General features: G+C 68.2%; 12 protein-coding genes, 1 tRNA gene, 3 rRNA genes and 1 pseudogene. 2 read left to right on the plus strand and 15 right to left on the minus strand.

The features are described from left to right. Positions 1-85: 85 nt before the first annotated feature. Together LCG91_RS16465 and LCG91_RS09920 are read right to left on the minus strand one after the other, a co-directional pair. A pseudogene (locus LCG91_RS16465) lies at positions 86-811 on the minus strand (glycosyltransferase family 2 protein); the annotation flags it as partial. 45 nt (positions 812-856) lie between these two features. Beyond that, positions 857-2,197 carry a glycosyltransferase family 2 protein gene (locus LCG91_RS09920; protein ID WP_224441277.1) on the minus strand — a complete coding sequence of 447 codons (1,341 nt, stop codon included), beginning with the start codon at positions 2,195-2,197 and terminating at the stop codon, positions 857-859. A 230-nt stretch (positions 2,198-2,427) separates the two neighbouring features. Between LCG91_RS09920 and LCG91_RS09925 the strand changes: the two genes are divergently transcribed. Together LCG91_RS09925 and LCG91_RS09930 are read left to right on the plus strand one after the other, a co-directional pair. Beyond that, positions 2,428-4,635 (plus strand): hypothetical protein, encoded by a 2,208-nt coding sequence (locus LCG91_RS09925; RefSeq protein ID WP_224441278.1) that lies wholly within the window; start codon positions 2,428-2,430, stop codon positions 4,633-4,635. Continuing rightward, a complete protein-coding gene (locus tag LCG91_RS09930) occupies positions 4,625-5,503 on the plus strand; it encodes a glycoside hydrolase family 16 protein (protein WP_224441279.1) in 879 nt (292 codons plus the stop codon). Before LCG91_RS09925 ends, LCG91_RS09930 begins: the two co-directional genes overlap by 11 nt. Positions 5,504-5,635: 132 nt before the next feature. Here LCG91_RS09930 and LCG91_RS09935 read toward each other — a convergent pair. The 13 genes from LCG91_RS09935 to LCG91_RS09995 all read right to left on the minus strand — a co-directional run bounded on the left by LCG91_RS09935 (position 5,636) and on the right by LCG91_RS09995 (position 21,093). Then, a tRNA-Gln gene (locus LCG91_RS09935) sits at positions 5,636-5,707 on the minus strand. A 46-nt stretch (positions 5,708-5,753) separates the two neighbouring features. Continuing rightward, positions 5,754-6,716: an NAD(P)/FAD-dependent oxidoreductase gene (locus tag LCG91_RS09940; protein WP_224441280.1), complete on the minus strand. Its 963-nt coding sequence runs from the start codon at positions 6,714-6,716 to the stop codon at positions 5,754-5,756. 10 nt (positions 6,717-6,726) lie between these two features. Further along, positions 6,727-8,214 (minus strand): glutamate--tRNA ligase, encoded by a 1,488-nt coding sequence (gene gltX / locus LCG91_RS09945; protein ID WP_224441281.1) that lies wholly within the window; start codon positions 8,212-8,214, stop codon positions 6,727-6,729. A gap of 143 nt (positions 8,215-8,357) precedes the next feature. Continuing rightward, positions 8,358-8,474: ribosomal RNA gene (gene rrf, locus LCG91_RS09950) — 5S ribosomal RNA — on the minus strand. A gap of 142 nt (positions 8,475-8,616) precedes the next feature. Then, positions 8,617-11,745 (minus strand): 23S ribosomal RNA (locus tag LCG91_RS09955). 425 nt (positions 11,746-12,170) lie between these two features. Continuing rightward, positions 12,171-13,692, minus strand: a 16S ribosomal RNA gene (locus LCG91_RS09960). The 16S, 23S and 5S rRNA genes sit together here, the layout of an rRNA operon. Positions 13,693-14,162: 470 nt before the next feature. Then, positions 14,163-14,933 (minus strand): fumarylacetoacetate hydrolase family protein, encoded by a 771-nt coding sequence (locus LCG91_RS09965; RefSeq protein ID WP_058729002.1) that lies wholly within the window; start codon positions 14,931-14,933, stop codon positions 14,163-14,165. A gap of 24 nt (positions 14,934-14,957) precedes the next feature. Continuing rightward, on the minus strand, positions 14,958-16,112 hold the full coding sequence (locus LCG91_RS09970; protein WP_058750026.1) for a branched-chain amino acid aminotransferase: 1,155 nt from the start codon (positions 16,110-16,112) through the stop codon (positions 14,958-14,960). Between the two features lie 15 nt (positions 16,113-16,127). After that, complete coding sequence (locus LCG91_RS09975) at positions 16,128-17,195, minus strand: 3-isopropylmalate dehydrogenase (protein WP_224441282.1); 1,068 nt, start codon at positions 17,193-17,195, stop codon at positions 16,128-16,130. A gap of 11 nt (positions 17,196-17,206) precedes the next feature. Beyond that, positions 17,207-18,796, minus strand: coding sequence for a phosphoglycerate dehydrogenase (gene serA / locus LCG91_RS09980; RefSeq protein WP_058750025.1), 1,590 nt, complete (start codon positions 18,794-18,796; stop codon positions 17,207-17,209). Positions 18,797-19,031: 235 nt separating this feature from the next. Then, on the minus strand, positions 19,032-19,412 hold the full coding sequence (locus tag LCG91_RS09985; protein WP_224441283.1) for a hypothetical protein: 381 nt from the start codon (positions 19,410-19,412) through the stop codon (positions 19,032-19,034). Further along, positions 19,409-19,852 carry a hypothetical protein gene (locus LCG91_RS09990; protein ID WP_058728997.1) on the minus strand — a complete coding sequence of 148 codons (444 nt, stop codon included), beginning with the start codon at positions 19,850-19,852 and terminating at the stop codon, positions 19,409-19,411. Before LCG91_RS09990 ends, LCG91_RS09985 begins: the two co-directional genes overlap by 4 nt. A gap of 50 nt (positions 19,853-19,902) precedes the next feature. Then, positions 19,903-21,093, minus strand: coding sequence for a mannitol-1-phosphate 5-dehydrogenase (locus tag LCG91_RS09995; protein ID WP_058750024.1), 1,191 nt, complete (start codon positions 21,091-21,093; stop codon positions 19,903-19,905). Between the last annotated feature and the right edge of the window lie 83 nt (positions 21,094-21,176).

Consider the following 21,176-nt stretch of genomic DNA (forward strand, 5'->3'; position numbering starts at 1 on the left):
TCAGGTTGAGCCCCCTGTTGCCGAGGCTCCGGACGACGGTGATGTCGTCGCTGCCGCCGCCGGGCGCGTAGCGGGAGCCCTTGGCGACGTCGGCACCTGCGACGAGGGCGTCGACGAACCGCGGGATCTCCGCAGCGTCCGCGGAGCAGTCGGCGTCGAACATGACGACGACGTCGCCGGTGACCGCCTCGAAGCCGCACGCGAGGGCGTTGCCCTTGCCCTTGCGGGTCTGCTGCACGACCCGGATCGACGGCAGCACGCGTCGCGCGGTGGCGACGGTGTCGTCGACGGAGTTCCCGTCGACGAGGATCACCTCGTGCACGGGCGGCAGCATCGGCAGGACGATCTCGAGGTTGCGCGCCTCGTTCCGCGCGGGGATGACGACCGAGACGCGGGGGTCTCGCGGGCGGACGGTGGTGCTCATGGTGCTCCTGTCGGGTTCAGGCTGCGGTGTGGTCCCGCGGGTCCGGCGCTGGGTGGGCGCCGGCGGGACGAGTGGGGGTGGGGGTGAGGTGCTCCGCGGGCGGGGCCAGGGCTGCCTCGCCGTGGGGACGGGGGTACGCCGTTCCCGGGCGATCCAACCTTCGTCCTGCGCCGGGGCACCGGTCAACGCGGCACGGGGCGGGTTGCGGGGCGCCCACGCCCCGTACGGGTTCCCGCAAGCGTGCGCGGGCCCGCAGCGGGGCACGGACGGCCGGGAGGCGCGGGACGGAGCCGTAGCGCGCCTCCCGTCCGGTGCACGGCCGGGCCGCAGCGTCCGGTCGGGACGCACACGACGCCTCCCGTCCGGTGCACGGCCGGGCCGCAGCATCCGGGTCGGGAGTGGCCCGTCCGTGCCGTCGTGCCCCGTTCTGGGTCAGGACGGCCGGCGGCGGGCGGTCGTGCGGGCACGGACGGTCCACCGTGACCGCGCGTACCGGCCGACGCCGCGCAGCACCGCGCGGAGCTCGACGCCCCTGACGGCGGCCACCTCGCGGTCGAAGGCTGCGTCACCCGCGGCGGGGACGGCGACCGGTCGAGCTGCGCCGTCCGTCCCGACCGCCGCGGGCGCGGCGGGGCCTGCCAGCAGGTGCCGGAGTGCTCCGGGCGCTCGCACGAGCGCCATCCCGAGCGTGCGCGGTCGCAGCGCGGTCTTCGTGAGCCAGGCCCCGAGCCCGGTGCCGTAGCCCACCGCCTGGGTGCGGAGGGCCGTGACGTCCGCGCGGTGCCGGTGCCAGACCAGTGCGGAGGGCTCCACCACGAGCGCGGCCCCGGAGAGCACGACGCGGGCGAAGAGGTCGATGTCCTCGCCGCCGCCGGTCACGGTGCCGACGCCGAGCGCCTCGTCGAAGCCACCGAGTGCCAGCAGTGCGTCGCGGCGGACCGCGAAGTTCGCGCCGGTGCCGTAGTCGCCCACCGAGAACGGGAAGAGCGGCCGGTCCGCCGGCGGCGCGGCGAGCCGGAACACCCGCGGCACCAGGTTCCGCGACCAGGTCACCCGTTCGTCGAACCAGCGCTGCGCCGGTGTACGGAGCTCGCCGCTGGCGACGAGTCCGCTGACGCACACGACGTCCTCGCCGCGGGCGAAGCCGGACGCGACGGCGCGGAGCCACCCGGGGTCGACCACGACGTCGTCGTCGGTGAACGCGACCACCTCGCCTCGGGCGGCCCGGACACCGGCGTTGCGGGCGCGCGACAGCCCGGGCGTGGGCTCGAGCACGTAGCGGACGCGGGGGTCGGTGCCCGGCGCGGTGACGAGCCGGCGCGTCGCGTCGTCGGACGGGGCGTTGTCGACCACGACGACCTCGAGGTCGGGGTGGTCGAGCGCGAGGACCGACCGCAGCGCGTCGGCGAGCTGGTCCGCGCGGTCGCGGGTGCACAACACGACCGACGTGCGCGGCAGCCGGGACGGGACGGGCGGGTGCGCGGCGGGGGGCAGCGCGGCGACGGCCTCCCGCAGTGAGCCCGCGTCGACCGCACCGTCGGTCACGGGCAGGTCGACGAACCCGCGCGGCGCCGTGCCGTCGCGGACGAGGAGGCGCGCGGTGCAGTACCCGCCCGCGGCGGCGAGCGGGATGGCGAGGTCGCCCTCCGGGACCTCGCGCACGTCGACCGCGCCGACCCACACGGCCCCGTGCCACGTCGGCGGCTCGGGGCTGACCATCGGTCGCTCGAGCACGAGGGGGGACGACGGCGATCGCGGCGGAGTGGGGGTCACGCAGACCACCGTCCCCGGCGATGCCGGAGCGCGTCAACGCGGTCGCCGGGAGCGTGCGGTTCCCCTCGCCCGGACGGGCGGGCCCTGCGCGATGCCGCAATGCCGCAGGGCACCCGCAGAACGCCGTGGGGCCCCTCGTCGGCCGTCCTCGGCGCTCGGTACCGTGCCTGGACAGACGGTACCCGACCGAAGGAACACCCCATGCCCCGCACGACCCCGGTGGTCGCTCCGTGACCGCGACGACGCCCACCCGCGTGGTGCTCCGGCAGGCCGAGCGGGTGCACCACTCCCCCGTGCCGACGCTCGCCGCCGCGGTGCTGGCGTTCGGGGCGACGGCCGTCCTGCTCACCGGGACGACCGGTGCGGTGCAGACCGCCGTGGTCCTGACGGCGCTCCTCGTGGTCCCCGGGACCGCCGTGGTCCGTCCGCTCCGGCTGACCGAGCCGATCGGTCGGGCGGCGCTCGTCGTCGTGACCAGTGCGGCCGTCGACACCGTCGTGGCCCTCGTCATGGTCTGGACCGGGCACTGGACGCCCGTCCCGGCGGCGGGGCTCGTCCTCGTCGTGAGCGGCTGGGCGACGCTCGCGCACGGCATCGTCGCAGCGCGGTCGACCGACCGGGTGTCGCTGCGGCGCGCCGTCGGTGCCGCCTGGGCAGCCCGTCGCGAGGGCACGGTGGTCCGGCTCGCCGTCGGCGGCGGCGTCCTCGTCGCGGGGGTCGCGACCTGGGCCGTCGGTACCGCGCAGACCACCACGGGCGTGCTCGGCGAGTGGGGGCTGCTCACCGCCGTCACCCCGACGTGGTGGGTCGGTGCCGGCGCGGTGCTCGCGGTCACCGTCGTCGCCCTGGTCGACCGCCGCTTCCCCGCCGCACTCCGCGTCGCGGCAGCCGCGGTGCTCGTCGTGGTCGTCTACGGCACGGCGAACCTGACCGCCGCCGAGCCCCGTCCGCCGTGGGTCTTCAAGCACGTCGCGGTGACCGCGTACATCCAGCAGCACGGCACCGTCGACCCGGCGATCGACATCTACAACCGCTGGCCGGGCTTCTTCGCGGTGAGCGCCTTCCTCGGGTCGGCGACGTCCACCGCCGACGCCCTGGCACCGGTGCGCTTCGTCGAGGTCGCGTTCGCCCTGGTCGACGCCGCGCTGGTCCTCGGCATCGCCAGGGCCCTGGGGCTCCGGGGACGCTGGGCCGTCACGGCCGCCGTGGTCTTCAGCGCCGCGAACTGGGTCGGACAGGACTACTACTCGCCGCAGGCGTTCGCGTTCGCGCTCTTCCTCGCCGTCGTCCTCGTCGTGCTGACCGCGCTGCGCCGCTCCCCGAACGCGCTCGGGCGCGGGATCGTCGGTGTCGCGTCCCGGTTGCTCCGGGCCCGGCGTGACCCGATCGCGCCGACCGCAGGGGTCGCTGCCGCGGGGAGCCGGGGCGGTACCGCGACCGTCACCGCCGTCGTCCTGGTCGTGCTGCTGCAGGCCGTCATCTCGGCGTCCCACCAGCTGACGCCCTACGTGCTCGTCGCCGCGTTCGTCCCACTCGTCGCCGTCGGGGTGGTCCGTCCGTGGTGGACCGCGGTGCCCGTGACCGTCGCGCCGTTGCTCTACCTCCTGCCGAACCTCGACTACGTGCAGGAGAAGTTCGGACTCGTCACCGGCTTCGACCCGCTGAGCAACGCGACGGCGGCGACGACCTCGATCGCGATCCCCTCGCTCGCGACCACCCTGCAGAGCCGCGGCGTGCTCGTCCTCACGGCCCTGGTCGCGATCGTCGCGCTGGTCGGCGTCGTGCGGATGGTCCGTGCCGGTCACGGCCACCAGGCGCTGCTCGTGCTGTGGCTCGCCGCCAGCCCCGCGGTGCTCGTGCTCGGACAGAGCTACGGCGGCGAGGGACGGCTCCGCGTCGTGCTGTTCTCGGCGCCCTTCCTGGCGATCGCCGCCGTCCACGCCGTGCACGGGCGACGCGTCCGGCTCGTCGCCACGGCCGCCCTGGTCGTCGTCACGACAGTGCTGTTCGTGACGACCACCTTCCAGGCGGAGCAGTCGAACCGCACGCCTGCCGGCGAGGTCGCCGCGGCCCGCTGGCTCGACACGCGCTTCACGGGCGACGACACCCTGACCACGGTCGGCAGCTTCCCCGCGATCGTCGGCGCCGACTACCCGGCGTACCTGGAGCGATGGGGCCAGGTGCAGTCGCTCGAGGACCTGACCGAGTGGTACCCGCGCGGCATCTCCCCGACCGACCTCGACGAGTCGCTCGCGGACCGCGCGCACGGCGGTGTCGCGTGGCTCGTGTTCTCCGACACCGAGCGAGCCGAGGTCGTCGAGCGCGGCACCGCGACGGGTCCGGAGGTCGACGCCCTCGAGCGTGCAACCGCCCGACAGGGGACGCTGCGCTACGACCGCGACGGCGTCCGGGTCTACGAGGTCGCGCATGGGGCCTGAACCCGGACCGCTCGCGTCGCGCCCCTCGCGTCGCGACGTCCTGCGTCGAGGAGCCGTCGTCGCCGGACTCGTCGGCGCCGCCGCGCTCACCGGTACCGTCGCCGTCGTCCTGCCGACCTCGATCCGCAGGGTCGACCGGGCCGCGGCCGCGGAGATGCCCTCGGGCGACGTCGAGTCCGACGGCGTCCGCTGGGTGCCGTACCTGGAGCAGGACTTCGACCGCGACGCCGCACGCGGCGAACTGCTCGACGTCTACCCGGAGATGGCCGAGTACCGCGGCTTCCGCGACACCTCCGGCAAGGGCGTCTACCACCCGGACGAGGTCGTCTCGGTGCACGACTCCGTCCTCGACCTCCACCTGCGCTCCGAGGGCGGCCAGCCGCTCGTGGCGACCGTCCTCCCCGCTGGCTACCGGTCGTACACGCACCAGCGCGTCTCGATCCGGTACCGGGCGGACGACGCACCCGGCTACAAGTTCGTGATGATCCTGTGGCCGCTGTCGGGACGGTGGGACGACGGTGAGATCGACTGGCCGGAGGGTGACCTCGGCGGCGACGTCCGCCCGGTGTCGGCCGTGCCGGGCAGCTACGACGCGTCGACCCGGACGATGCGGTTCCTGCCGGAGCACGCCCCGACCGTGCCCGGCGGGCAGGAGGACTGGCACGTGGCCACGGTCGAGTGGACCGCCCGGGCGGTGCGCTTCTGGTGGGACGGGGCGCTCGTGGCCACGACGACGGGCGCGGTGCCGACGGTCCCGATGCGCGTGACGCTGCAGGCAGAGACCACGCTCGACGACGCGCACGTCCCTGCCGACTCGGACGGGCACGTGCTCGTCGACTGGGTCGTGGCGTACCACCCGGCAGGCTGACCACGGATATCGGGTTCCGGCGCAGGTCGGGCGTGTCCGGACTCGTTGCCGGTCCCAGGACCGCTGGGAGGCCGTCGTCCGGCCGTGGAACGGGAAAAGCCCCCGGGATCTCCCGGGGGCTTTTCCTTCGAGCTGGGGTACCTGGACTCGAACCAAGAACGACGGTACCAGAAACCGCTGTGTTGCCAATTACACCATACCCCAAGAAGCCTGCTGGCCTCTCGTTCCCCGTTGTCCGGGGCACGATCAACTACTGTACAGCATCCCGGAGGTCCTCGAGACCACCCACCAGGTCGCGGTGCACCGCGGCGGCCGTCGAGGCCCCGTGACCCGCCGCGACGACCAGCTGCTCCGGGCCGGGCGGGGTCACGTCACCGACGGCGTACAGCCCCGGCACCCCGGTCCGACCGAGACGGTCCACGCGGACGAGCCCCTCGTCGTCTCGCTCGACGGGCGCCTCGAGCCAGTCGAGGTCGGCGTGCCACAGCGGCCGCACGAACGCACCCGTGTGCGGCCGCACGTCGCCGTCCGACAGACGGACACCGGTCAGCCCGTCCCGACCGCCCTCGAGGTCCGCGACCGGCCGCTCGTCGACCGCGACGCCGGCGGCCGACAGGCGTGTCCGACCACGGTCGTCGAGCACCGCTGCACCGTTCGTGTAGACCACGAGGTCGTCCGTCCACGAGCCGACGAGCAGCGCGCGGTCGACCACGTCGGCCGTCTCGCACAGGAACGCCAGGGACTGCCCGGCGTGCTCGTACCCGTCGCACTCGACGCAGCTGTGCACGGAGGTGCCGTAGAACGCCCGCAGGGACGGCAACGGCGGGAACTCCTCGCGGAGCCCGGTCGCGATCACCACGGCGCGCGCACGGGCCCGCAGCTCGGCCCCACGGAGGGCGCCGCGCACGCTCCACCCGTCCGCTTCGCGCGCCACACGGTCGACGACCGACTGCACCACGGTGGCCTCCGGGTACGACTCCACCTCGACCCGGCCGAGCTTCCGGAGCTCCAACGGTGAGATCCCGTCCCGCGTGACGAAGCCGTGCGACCGCAGGGTGGCCGCGTTGCGCGGCCGGTTCGCGTCGACGAGCAGCACCGTGCGCCGGGCGCGGACCAGGTTGAGCGCAGCGCTCAGCCCGGCCGGCCCGGCACCGATCACCGCGACGTCCACGGACAGGACGTCGGCGGTGTCCTGCCCGACCGGGTTCGTCACCACGGCGGCGTCAGCGGTCCGCGAGCCGGCGGAGTCGTGCCAGCGTGGAGTCCTTGCCGAGGATCTCCATGGACTCGAAGAGCGGGGGGCTGATCCGACGCCCGGACACCGCGACCCGCAGCGGTCCGAAGGCCACCCGCGGCTTCAGGCCCATGCCGTCGATGAGCGCCTCGCGCAGCGCTGCCTCGATCGACGCGGTCGTCCAGTCCTCGACTCCCTCGAGCGCGGTCACGCCGGCACGGAGCACGTCACCGGCATCGTCCTTGAGCGTGGCTTCCGCGTCGTCCTCGACCACGAGCTCGTCGTCCGCGGTGAACAGGAAGCCGAGCATGCCCGGAGCCTCACCGAGGAGCTGCATGCGCTCCTGGACCAGCGGTGCCGCAGCGGTGAGCACCCGCTCCTGCTCGGCGGTCGGAGGCGTCGAGACGAAGTCCGACAGGTAGGGCAGCAGGCGCGCGCGGAAGTCGTCGGCGTCGAGCAGGCGGATGTGGTCGCCGTTGATGGCCTCGGCCTTCTTGTGGTCGAACCGCGCCGGGTTGGGGTTGACGTCGGCGACGTCGAAGGCCGCGACCATCTCGTCCGACGAGAACACGTCGCGGTCCGGACCGATCGACCAGCCGAGCAGCGCCAGGTAGTTGAGGAGCCCCTCCGGGACCATGCCCGCGGCGCGGTGGTGGAACAGGTTCGACTCGGGGTCGCGCTTCGACAGCTTCTTGTTGCCCTCCCCCATCACGTACGGCAGGTGTCCGAACACCGGGACGGAGTCGGTGATCCCCACCTCGACGAGCGCCTCGTACAGGGCGATCTGCCGCGGGGTCGACGAGAGCAGGTCCTCACCGCGGAGGACGTGCGTGATGCCCATCAGGGCGTCGTCCACGGGGTTCGTGAACGTGTACAGCGGCTTGCCGTTCGGTCGGACGACCACGAAGTCCGGGAACGTGCCCTGCTTGAACGTGATCTCCCCCCGCACCAGGTCGTCGAAGCTCAGGTCGCGGTCGGGCACACGGAGCCGCAGCGCCGGCTGGCGACCCTCGTCCCGGAACGCCTGGCGCTCGGCCTCGGTCAGGTCCCGCTCGTGGTTGTCGTAGCCCTGCTTCGGGTCGCGACCGGCGGCCCGGTTCCGGGCCTCCATCTCCTCCGGGGTGACGTACGACTCGTAGACGTGGCCGGACGCGCGCAGCTTCGCGACGACGTCCTCGTACACGTCCGAGCGCTCGGACTGGCGGTACGGACCGTGGGGCCCGCCCACCTCGACGCCCTCGTCCCAGTCAAGACGGAGCCACCGGAGTGCGTCGAGGATCTGCTCGTAGGACTCTTCGCTGTCACGGGCGGCGTCGGTGTCCTCGATGCGGAAGACGAGCTTGCCGCCGGTGTGGCGCGCGTACGCCCAGTTGAACAGGGCCGTCCGGATGAGCCCCACGTGCGGGGTCCCGGTCGGACTCGGGCAGAAACGGACTCGGACGTCGGAGCCGGAGGCAGTGGTGAATGGCGCAGTCATGACGGATTGATTCTACCGGCGCGGCCCCTGTCGGATCGTGTCGCCGGGGACGAGCGGCCCGCTGATGCGGGTGAACGGTCTGGGAACGCAGGAAACCCCTGACCGGTCACGGTCAGGGGTTTCCTGGTGTTGCTGAACGTTGAGTCCGGCGGCGTCCTACTCTCCCACAAGGTCCCCCTTGCAGTACCATCGGCGCTGAGAGGCTTAGCTTCCGGGTTCGGAATGTGACCGGGCGTTTCCCTCTCGCTATGACCACCGGAACACTGTCGACCCAGATCCTGGATCAAACCATTGTTCCTTCAGAGCATTGCTGAAGTATTCAGTTTGATTCCCGATCGTCTGTCGGGAACCACAAAGTGGACGCGAGCCCCCCACCCACGAAGGGGTGACGGTAATAGTTGTGTTGTCAAGTCTTCGGCTTATTAGTACCGGTCAGCTCCACGGGTCGTTAGTCCCCGCTTCCACATCCGGCCTATCAACCCAGTAGTCTGCTGGGAGCCTCTCACACTCAAGGTGCATGGAAATCTCATCTCGAAGACGGCTTCCCGCTTAGATGCTTTCAGCGGTTATCCGGTCCGAACGTAGCTAATCAGCGGTGCCCTTGGCAGAACAACTGACACACCAGAGGTTCGTCCATCCCGGTCCTCTCGTACTAGGGATAGATCTTCTCAAATTTCCAACGCGCGCAGCGGATAGGGACCGAACTGTCTCACGACGTTCTAAACCCAGCTCGCGTACCGCTTTAATGGGCGAACAGCCCAACCCTTGGGACCTACTCCAGCCCCAGGATGCGACGAGCCGACATCGAGGTGCCAAACCATGCCGTCGATATGGACTCTTGGGCAAGATCAGCCTGTTATCCCCGAGGTACCTTTTATCCGTTGAGCGACAGCGCTTCCACAAGCCACTGCCGGATCACTAGTCCCGACTTTCGTCCCTGCTCGACCTGTCAGTCTCACAGTCAAGCTCCCTTGTGCACTTACACTCGCCACCTGATTGCCAACCAGGTTGAGGGAACCTTTGGGCGCCTCCGTTACTCTTTGGGAGGCAACCGCCCCAGTTAAACTACCCATCAGGCACTGTCCATGAACCCGATCAGGGTCCTACGTTAGACATCCAAAGTGACCAGAGTGGTATTTCAACAATGACTCCACGAACACTAGCGTGCCCGCTTCACAGTCTCCCACCTATCCTACACAAGCCACTCCGAACACCAATACCAAACTGTAGTAAAGGTCACGGGGTCTTTCCGTCCTGCTGCGCGTAACGAGCATCTTTACTCGTAGTGCAATTTCGCCGAGTTCGCGGTTGAGACAGCTGGGAAGTCGTTACGCCATTCGTGCAGGTCGGAACTTACCCGACAAGGAATTTCGCTACCTTAGGATGGTTATAGTTACCACCGCCGTTTACTGGGGCTTAAATTCAGAGCTTCGCCCGAGGGCTAACCCTTCCTCTTAACCTTCCAGCACCGGGCAGGCGTCAGTCCGTATACATCGTCTTGCGACTTCGCACGGACCTGTGTTTTTAGTAAACAGTCGCTTCCCACTGGTCTCTGCGGCCTTCAACGCTCAACAACGAGAAGTCGTATCACGTGTCCGGCCCCCCTTCTCCCGAAGTTACGGGGGCATTTTGCCGAGTTCCTTAACCACGATTCTCTCGATCTCCTTGGTATTCTCTACCTGACCACCTGAGTCGGTTTCGGGTACGGGCGGCTGCAACCTCGCGTCGATGCTTTTCTCGGCAGCATAGGATCACTGATTTCCCCTTGACGGGTACGCGTCGGATCTCAGGCATGCAGACGACGGATTTGCCTATCGTCAGCCCTACATCCTTACACCAGGTTCACCTTACGGATACCATCGCCTGGCTCAGCTACCTTCCTGCGTCACACCTGTTCATACGCTAGCCGCACCAGCATGGGGTCGAGCGTTAGACCGGACACCATCACCCCGAAGGGATCCGGTAATCCGGGTTAGGACTCTTAGCACCACTGGATTAGCTTGGGCGGTTGTTCGCCGGTACGGGAATATCAACCCGTTGTCCATCGACTACGCCTGTCGGCCTCGCCTTAGGTCCCGACTTACCCAGGGCGGATTAACCTGGCCCTGGAACCCTTGGTCTTTCGGAGGACGGGTTTCTCACCCGTCTTTCGCTACTCATGCCTGCATTCTCACTCGTGTGGCGTCCACGGCTGGATTACTCCGCCGCTTCACTCGCCACACGACGCTCTCCTACCACTCCGCACGACTGAACCACGAAGGCTTGTCTGTGTGCGAAATCTACAACTTCGGCGGTGTGCTTGAGCCCCGTTACATTGTCGGCGCGGAATCACTTGACCAGTGAGCTATTACGCACTCTTTCAAGGGTGGCTGCTTCTAAGCCAACCTCCTGGTTGTCTGTGCAACTCCACATCCTTTCCCACTTAGCACACGCTTAGGGGCCTTAGTTGGTAGTCTGGGTTGTTTCCCTCTCGACGATGAAGCTTATCCCCCACCGTCTCACTGCTGCGCTCTCACTCACCGGCATTCGGAGTTTGGCTGACGTCAGTAACCTGTTGAGGCCCATCGGCCATCCAGTAGCTCTACCTCCGGCGAGAAACACGCAACGCTGCACCTAAATGCATTTCGGAGAGAACCAGCTATCACGAAGTTTGATTGGCCTTTCACCCCTATCCACAGCTCATCCCCTCCATTTTCAACTGAAGTGGGTTCGGTCCTCCACGACGTCTTACCGTCGCTTCAACCTGGCCATGGATAGATCACTTCGCTTCGGGTCTAGGACATGCGACTGAACCGCCCTATTCAGACTCGCTTTCGCTACGGCTGCCCCACACGGGTTAACCTCGCCACATATCACTAACTCGCAGGCTCATTCTTCAAAAGGCACGCCGTCACCCCTACAAGGAGGCTCCGACGGTTTGTAAGCAAACGGTTTCAGGTACTATTTCACTCCCCTCCCGGGGTACTTTTCACCTTTCCCTCACGGTACTTGTCCGCTATCGGTCATCTGGGAGTATTTAGGCTTATCAGGTGGTCCTGACAGATTCACACGGGATTTCTCGGGCCCCGTGCTACTTGGGATACACATCCGGCCATAACACCATTTCGTCTACGGGGCTGGCACCCACTACGGCCCGGCTTTCAAACCGGTTCGACTATGATGCGCTGTAACCGCCCCAGTCCGGCAGAACTGAGCGACGTGTCCCACAACCCCGACCATGCAACGCCCGCCGGCTATCACACATGATCGGTTTAGCCTCATCCGCTTTCGCTCGCCACTACTCACGGAATCACATGTTGTTTTCTCTTCCTGTGGGTACTGAGATGTTTCACTTCCCCACGTTCCCTCTACCCGCCCTATATATTCAGGCGGGAGTCACCAGGTCGACAAGTCGCCTGGCGGGGTTTCCCCATTCGGAAATCCTCGGCTCACAGCTCGATTATCAGCTCCCCGAGGCTTATCGCAGATTTCTACGTCCTTCTTCGGCTCCAGATGCCAAGGCATCCACCGTTTGCTCTTAGAAACTTGACCACAAAGATTAAAATTGCGATCGACTCGACACCCGACCACCCCCGAAAGGAGATGATCATCGTCTCGAGCGATCTAAGATGCTCGCGTCCACTGTGTAGTTCTCAACATACGATCGGCACCACACTCCCCGAACCAACCAGTTCGCTTCATGCAGCCCACTCGAAGAACCAAGCGAACATCTGTCCGCCGGCTCAACCCCCGATCATCACGACCGGGAAGCCTGGTCCCTCAGGACCCAACAACGTGCACCAGCCGACCCGCTCACCCCGACCCGTTCCAACCAGCAAGCTGGCGTACTCAGGCCGGAAGCTACGCTTCCGACTGCACTGTCAATGTTCCACCCATGAGCTACCGGCAACCACACTCGGGTTGCATCGGCGCCTGAACCGAACACCTGCAAGCAGGGCCGATCAGATGCTCCTTAGAAAGGAGGTGATCCAGCCGCACCTTCCGGTACGGCTACCTTGTTACGACTTAGTCCTAATCACCGATCCCACCTTCGACGGCTCCTTCCACAAGGGTTAGGCCACCGGCTTCGGGTGTTACCGACTTTCATGACTTGACGGGCGGTGTGTACAAGGCCCGGGAACGTATTCACCGCAGCGTTGCTGATCTGCGATTACTAGCGACTCCGACTTCATGAGGTCGAGTTGCAGACCTCAATCCGAACTGAGACCGGCTTTTTGGGATTCGCTCCACCTTACGGTATCGCAGCCCTTTGTACCGGCCATTGTAGCATGCGTGAAGCCCAAGACATAAGGGGCATGATGATTTGACGTCATCCCCACCTTCCTCCGAGTTGACCCCGGCAGTCTCCTATGAGTCCCCGCCATAACGCGCTGGCAACATAGAACGAGGGTTGCGCTCGTTGCGGGACTTAACCCAACATCTCACGACACGAGCTGACGACAACCATGCACCACCTGTACACCGACCACAAGGGGGCGACCATCTCTGGCCGTTTCCGGTGTATGTCAAGCCTTGGTAAGGTTCTTCGCGTTGCATCGAATTAATCCGCATGCTCCGCCGCTTGTGCGGGCCCCCGTCAATTCCTTTGAGTTTTAGCCTTGCGGCCGTACTCCCCAGGCGGGGCGCTTAATGCGTTAGCTACGACACAGAAACCGTGGAAAGGTCCCTACATCTAGCGCCCAACGTTTACGGCGTGGACTACCAGGGTATCTAATCCTGTTCGCTCCCCACGCTTTCGCTCCTCAGCGTCAGTTACGGCCCAGAGATCTGCCTTCGCCATCGGTGTTCCTCCTGATATCTGCGCATTCCACCGCTACACCAGGAATTCCAATCTCCCCTACCGCACTCTAGTCTGCCCGTACCCACTGCAAGCCCGAGGTTGAGCCTCGGGATTTCACAGCAGACGCGACAAACCGCCTACGAGCTCTTTACGCCCAATAATTCCGGACAACGCTTGCACCCTACGTATTACCGCGGCTGCTGGCACGTAGTTAGCCGGTGCTTTTTCTGCAGGTACCGTCACTTTCGCTTCTTCCCTACTAAAAGAGGTTTACAACCCGAAGGCCGTCATCCCTCACGCGGCGTTGCTGCATCAGGCTTTCGCCCATTGTGCAATATTCCCCACTGCTGCCTCCCGTAGGAGTCTGGGCCGTGTCTCAGTCCCAGTGTGGCCGGTCACCCTCTCAGGCCGGCTACCCGTCGTCGCCTTGGTGAGCCATTACCTCACCAACAAGCTGATAGGCCGCGAGTCCATCCCCAACCAAAAAATCTTTCCACCACCAGACCATGCGGCCGGCAGTCGTATCCAGTATTAGACGTCGTTTCCAACGCTTATCCCAGAGTCAGGGGCAGGTTACTCACGTGTTACTCACCCGTTCGCCACTAATCCACCCAGCAAGCTGGGCATCATCGTTCGACTTGCATGTGTTAAGCACGCCGCCAGCGTTCGTCCTGAGCCAGGATCAAACTCTCCGTAAAAAAATTACCAACCCACCACCGAAGCAGCAGGCCGAGTTGATCTTGACTGTAAAGACTGTCTACTGACAATCAATTCAATCCAAAAGGAATTGTCTCCGACCCGGTCAGCAAACCGACCAGGCACGGGGTCAAAATAATTGGCATTGACAATGTGCACGCTGTTGAGTTCTCAAGGACCAGACGCACCCCCCACTCAGCACCACAACGTGGTACCTCATCAGAGGGGCTGGAAGTTCGTTGCCGGGGAAGAACCGTGGCGGACAAGATCCCCAGGTGAACCCGGTGACCGTCTCGGCCGTTCCGTTCTCCGCCTCAGCGGCAACGAGTGATTACTCTACACACGCCCCACCACCTCAGCCAACCAGCCCACCGCCCGGGCGTGTCGCGCCTGCCGACACCGATCGACGCAGGAACGACGAACGGCCCGCTCCCCTGCGGGAACGGGCCGGTCGGCTGGCGGGCGGACGGGGTCAGTGTCGAGCGATGACCGGGTTCTTGAGCGAACCGATCCCCTCGATGAGCACCTCGACGACCTCGCCGTCGCGGATCGCGCCGACGCCGGCCGGGGTCCCGGTGAGGATGACGTCCCCGGGCAGGAGGGTCCAGATCGACGAGACGAACTCGATCAGCGACGGGATGTCGTGCACCATCTCGCTGGTGGATGCCGCCTGGCGCAGCTCGCCGTCCACGCGGGTCTCGAGCCGGATGTCCGACGGGTCGATCTCGGTCTCGATGACCGGACCGAGCGGGCAGAAGGTGTCGAAGCCCTTCGCGCGGGTCCACTGTCCGTCGCGCGCCTGCAGGTCCCGCGCCGTCACGTCGTTGGCGATCGTGTAGCCGAGCACGACGCTGGCGAAGTCCTCCCGCCGCACGTTCTTCGCGAGCGACCCGATCACGATGGCGAGTTCACCCTCGTGGTCGACACGACCGACCTCGGCCGGCAGTCGGATCGGGTCGTCCGGACCGATGACCGCGGTGTTCGGCTTGAGGAAGACCACGGGGTCGTCGCCGGACCGCTCGTCCATCTCCGATGCGTGCTCGGCGTAGTTCAGGCCCACACCGATCACCTTCGAGCGCGGGATCACCGGCGCGAGGAGCTTGGCGTCGGCGAGCGGCACCCGCTCCCCCGTCGTCTCGAACCCCTGGTACATCGGGTCCCCCGCGAGGACGACCAGGTCGCGCTCGTCGAGGATGCCGTACCGCGGGTCTTCACCCGTGCTGCTGAACCGTGCGATCTTCACCGTTCGACCCTACCGATCCGCGGCTCAGGCCGGGTCCGTCAGGCGCGTCATCCACCCGTGCGGGTCGGGGCGACGGCCGTACTGGATGTCGGTCAGCTCCTGGCGCAGCGACATCGTCAGCTCGCCGGCCCCGACGGTCGGCGACCCGATCGTGAAGCCCTCGCCGCGGAGTTCGGCGATCGGCGTGACGACGGCGGCCGTGCCGCAGGCGAACGCCTCGGTGATCGACCCGTCGGCGACGCCATCGCGCCACTCGTCGAGGGTGACCCGACGTCGCTCCACCCGGAGCCCACGGTCCTCGGCGAGCTGCAGGATGGAGTCCCGCGTGATGCCCTCGAGGATGGACTCCGAGTCGGGGGTGACGAGGGTGCCGTCGGACTTGACGAGCACGACGTTCATGCCGCCGAGCTCCTCGAGGTACCTGCCCTCCTCGGAGTCGAGGAACATCACCTGCTGGCAGCCCTGCTCGTACGCCTCCTGCTGCGGGAGCAGGGACGCCGCGTAGTTGCCGCCGGTCTTCGCCGCACCCGTCCCGCCGCGGGCGGCACGCGCGTACTTCGTCGACAGCCAGATGCTCACCGGCTTCGGCCCGGACGTGAAGTACGCTCCGGCCGGGCTGGCGATGCAGTGGTACGCGACCTCCTGCGCGGCCCGGACGCCGAGGAACGACTCCGTCGCGATCATGAAGGGGCGCAGGTACAGGCTGGTCTCCGGCGCCGAGGGCACCCAGTCGACGTCGGCGCGGACGAGCTGCCGGACCGACTCGACGAACACCTCGACCGGCAGCTCCGGGAGCGCGAGCCGACGGGCCGACCGCTGGAAGCGACGGGCGTTGGCGTCCGGGCGGAACGACCACACCGACCCGTCCGCGTGGCGGTAGGCCTTCATGCCCTCGAAGATCTCCTGCGCGTAGTGGAACACGCTGGCGCTGGGGTCGAGGGTCAGCGGCCCGTACGGGTGGATCGAGGCGCTGTGCCAGCCGCCGTCGAGCGACCACTCGACGGTGGCCATGTGGTCGGTGAAGTGCTTGCCGAAGCCCGGGTCGGCGAGGATCTCCTCGCGCTCGGCTGCGGCCCGGCGCTCGGGCGACGGCGTGCTCGCGAACTCGAGGGCGAAGTCGCCGTCGGTGCTGGCGGTGTCGGTGCTCGCGCTGTCGGTGCTCGCGCTGTCGTGGCTCATCGGGGGTGACTCCTGTCAGGCGGTGGTGGTGCGTGCTGCGACCGCGGCGGCGATGGCGTCGCCGACCTCGGCCGTGCTGCGCGGCGTGGTGCCCCGGCTCGCGAGGTCGGCCTCGACCGCCTGCGTCACGGCCGACGTCAGGTCTGCCCGACCGAGGTGGTCGAGCAGCAGGGCGACGGACAGGACGGCGGCGGTCGGGTCGGCGACCTGCTGGCCTGCGATGTCCGGCGCGGAACCGTGGACCGGCTCGAACATGCTGGGGAAGGTGCCGTCCGGGTTGATGTTCCCCGAGGCCGCCAGACCGATGCCGCCGCTGATCGCGCCGGCCAGGTCGGTGATGATGTCCCCGAACAGGTTGTCGGTGACGATGACGTCGAACCGGCCGGGCTCGCGGACCATGTGGATCGTCACCGCGTCGACGTGCTGGTAGTCGACCGTCACGTCCGGGTGTTCCTCGGCGACCGCGGCGACCGTCCGCTGCCAGAGCGCCCCCGCGTGCACGAGGACGTTGCTCTTGTGCACGAGCGTCAGGTGCTTCCGCGGGCGGCGCGACGCGAGGTCGAAGGCGTAGCGGACGACGCGCTCGACCCCGTGGGCCGTGTTGAGGGACACCTCGGTGGCGATCTCGTGGGGCGTGCCGACTCGGATCGCACCGCCGTTGCCGACGTACGGCCCCTCGGTGCCCTCGCGCACGACCACGAAGTCCACCGCGCCCGGGTCTGCGAGCGGACTCGCGACCGAGGAGTACACGGTCGTGGGTCGCAGGTTGACGTAGTGGTCGAAGGCGAAGCGCAGCTTCAGCAGGAGGCCGCGCTCGATGATCCCCCCGGCGAGACGCGGGTCGCGCGGGTCGCCACCGACGGCACCGAGCAGGATCGCGTCGTGCTCGGCCAGGGCCGCCGTGTCGGCGTCGCTCAGGATGTCGCCTGTCTCCAGGTACCGCGTGGCACCGAGCGAGAAGGCGGTCTCCTGCACGACGAGGTCGTCCGGCAGCACGGCGTGCAGGACCTTCAGGGCCTCGTCGACGACCTCGGGCCCGATGCCGTCACCGCGGACGACCGCGAGCTTGACCGTCTGTGCCATGTCCGGTGTCCCTACAGGGTGATGTCGATCTCGCGGAGCGAGGTCGCGTCGATGGTGGAGCGCACGTGCTCGAGGATCTCCGCGGGCACCGGCGAGTCGACCGTGAGCACGCTGAGCGCCTGGCCGCCGGCCTCCTGCCGCGAGATCTGCATCGCCGCGATGTTGATGCCCGCGTCGCCGAACTCCTTGCCGTAGACCGCGACGATGCCGGGCCGGTCGGTGTAGACCATCACGACGTGGTGGGCGTCGAGGGCGACCTCGACGTCGTGGCCGTTGATCTCGACGAGCTTCTCGACCTGCTTCGCACCGGTGAGCGTGCCGGACACGCTGATCGCCGGACCGTCCGACTGCGCGCCGCGGATCGTGAGCACGTTGCGGTACTCGGGGCTGTCGGCGTCGGTGATGAGCCGGACGCTCACGCCGCGCTGCTCGGCGATGAGCGGGGCGTTGACGTAGGAGACCTGGTCGCTGACGACGTCGGTGAAGACGCCCTTGAGCGCCGCGAGCTTCAGCACGCTGACGTCGTACTGCGCGAGTTCGCCGTGCACCTCGACGTCGATGCTCGTCACGGGCGAGGTCGCCAGGCCGGTGAAGACCTGACCGAGCTTCTCCATGAGCGGGATCCCGGGTCGGACGTACGGGTCGATGACGCCGCCGGCGACGTTCACCGCGTCCGGCACGAGCTCGCCGCCGAGGGCGAGGCGCACCGACTTGGCGACGGAGACGCCGGCCTTCTCCTGGGCCTCGTCCGTCGACGCCCCGAGGTGCGGCGTGACGACGACGTTCGGCAGCGCGAGGAGCGGCGAGTCCTTCGGCGGCTCGGACACGAACACGTCGAGGCCAGCGCCGGCGATCGTGCCGGACGTGAGCGCACGGTGCAGGGCGTCCTCGTCGATCAGGCCGCCGCGGGCGACGTTCACGACGAACGCGCTCGGCTTCATGAGCGCGAACTGCTCGTCCGAGATCATGCCCACCGTCTCCGGGGTCTTCGGCATGTGGATCGTCGTGAAGTCCGCGCGACGGAGGAGGTCCTCGAGCGAGACGAGCTCGACGCCGAGCTGCTGCGCCCGGGCGGTGGTGACGTACGGGTCGTACGCGATGACGGAGACGCCGAACGCCTGCAGACGCTGCGTGATGAGCGCGCCGATGCGACCGAGGCCGATGATGCCGACGGTCTTCTCGTAGAGCTCGACACCGGTGTACGACGAGCGCTTCCAGGCACCGGCCGCCAGCGACGCGTGCGCCGCTGGGATGTGCCGTGCGAGCGACAGGATGTGGCCGACCGTGAGCTCGGCGGCCGAGATGATGTTCGACGTCGGTGCGTTGACGACCATCACGCCGGCGGTGGTCGCTGCCTTGATGTCGACGTTGTCGAGGCCGACGCCGGCGCGGGCGACGACCTTGAGCTGCGGCGCGGCGGCGATGGCCTCCGCGTCGATCTTCGTGGCGGACCGCACCAGCACGGCGTGCGCGTCGGCGAGGGAGGACAGGAGCGCGGCGCGGTCGGTACCGTCCACGTTCCGGATCTCGAAGTCGGGCCCGAGGGCGTCGACGGTGGCGGGCGAGAGTTCTTCGGCGATCAGGACGACCGGCTTCGGCACAGCTGCAGTTCCTCACACGAGACGGGCGGTATCCCACCATCGTATCGACGCGCGGACCCGGTTACGACCGCACCGTCGGTCCCTCACGGGACCACACGACGGTCTGGCGCGGTCCGCTCGGCGGCGATGCGCAGCATCGCGCGGGCCGCGCCGACCGAGCCTGCGAGGGAGGTCGGTGCACGGCCGCGCCGCGCCTCCAGGCCGTCGACCGGTCGCCGGACGACCGCGTCGCGTGTCAGAAGTCGAGCAGACGCGGCACGAAGAGCTGCAGGTCCAGCCAGAGGGCGCCCGCCGCGGCGAACGCGACGAGGAAGACGCCGACGGTCACCGCCAGCCGCGAGCGGCGCGTCACCCAGAGGGCGACGACGAACGCGACGGGCGCGATCGCGATGTCGAGGACGAGCCAACCCCACGGCGTGCTGCGCTGCAGCGACGAACCGCCCGAGGTCGTCTCGAGGAACGTGTTGAAGGCGCGCACCGACTGCGAGACGGTGACGAGGTTCCCGACGCTCTGCACGGTCATGTACGCGAAGAGCGCGCCGAAGACCACCCAGACGACGATGCGGGCGACGAGCGGGGACGGGGTCCGGCGGACCGCCGGCGTCGTGGCGGTCACCCGAAGCTCCTGGTCATGAGGAACGGCCAGGGGAACAGCACGGCGGCGCCGAGCAGCATCCACAGCAGGCGCGTGCGGGTCCGACGACCGCGGCCGGCCCAGAGCACCACGGTGAACCAGAGCGCCGGCGCGACGATCGAGAGGAACCGCAGCACCTCGACGAAGACGGTCAGCACGGTGTCGACGTTCGCGACGTACGACGTCGACGCGGTGAGCAGCCACGCCACCGTGTAGAGCAGGTAGAGCCCGCCGAAGACGCCGAAGCCGATGAGCGCGCCGGAGGTCTCCGGGCGTTCCGGGTCGCGTCCGCCGCGGTCGTGCACGGCGACCGGGTTGTGAGCCGCGTCCACGTGGGTCGCGTCGTCCGCGTCACCCCAGCTGAGCGCGTCCTCGTCGTCGTGGTCGACCGAGCCGTCGGGCGGGGATGCTGCCGTCGTCATGGGGACGATTCTACGAGCCGATCACCGGAGCCGGCTCCACGACGGGTCGGTCAGACGTCGGCCGGCTGGGTCTCGAGCACCTCGGCGACGACGCCGCGCACCGCGGGGAACAGCGGGTGGCTCTCGACGAGCCCTGTGAGGATCTCGGTGAGCGCGTGCGCCGTGGCGCCGGAACGGAGCAGGGCGTGCAGCTCGATCGACTCGGGATCGTTCTCGTCGTCGAACGCCAGCGCGACGCGCACGGCACCGAGCAGGTGTCCGACGGGCATCCCGCGCTCGGCCAGTTGCGCGGCCGGGCCGATGAAGCGCTCCCGCCGACCGAGCTTGCGCAGCGGGTTGCGCCCGACGCGTGCCGTCGTGTCGGGCAGCAGTGGGTTCGCGATGCGGGTGAGGTTCGCGGCGACGTACCGGGCGTGCTCGGCCGGGTCGAAGCCGTGCTTCGCGACGAGCAGCGCGGTCGTCTCGGCGAGGACGCCGTCGACCTCGGCGCGGACCTCGCGGTCCTCGAGGGCCTCGCGGATGAGGCGGATGCCCCGGACGAAGCCGTGGTAGGCCGCGGTGGCGTGCGCGGTGTTCACCGTGTAGAGCTTCCGCTCGACGAACGGCTGCAGGTCGTCGACCCAGGTCACGCCGTCGATCTGCGGCGGTTCGGCCCGCGAGTCGGCGAACGGGGTGCGCTCGATGACCCACTCGTAGAAGGGCTCGAGCACGACGTCGAGCCCGCCGGACTGGCCGAGGACCCCGGACTGGTCCGGCACGATGCGGTCGATCGCGCAGTTCGCGAAGACCGCCGCGACGTCCCGGTCCTCGAGGATCGGTGCGCGACGGATGCTGGCGTGCAGGGAGTCGGTCGCGTTGAAGGCGTTCTCGCACGCGACGACGGTGACGTCCCCGCGCTCGGGCGCACGTGCGGCGAGCCCCTCGGCGATGACCGGGGCGACGAGCGGCAGGGTGCGTGCGCCGACCGCGGTCGTGACGACGTCGGCCTCGGCGATCGCCCGGACGACGCGCTCGCGGTCGGTCTTGCTGCTGAGCGCCCGGAACCCGTACACCAGGTGCTCGACGGGCTGCTCGCCGACCTCGTGCACCACGAAGCGGCCGGCGTCGTTGAGGGCCGAGACCACACGGTCGTCGACGTCGACGAAGGTGAGCTCGTAGCCGCTCGCGACCAGGAACTGACCCACGAACCCGCGCCCGATCTTGCCGGCGCCGATGTGGACCGCTCGCTTCGTCACCGCCATCCGACGATCCTCCCACGTCGGAGCACCCGGTCGTGACCACTCCTCGTGACGTCGCGGAGCAGCACCGTGGGACGGGTCGCAGG

It is taken from the genome of Curtobacterium sp. TXMA1 (assembly GCF_020162095.1).
GTDB lineage: Bacteria > Actinomycetota > Actinomycetes > Actinomycetales > Microbacteriaceae > Curtobacterium.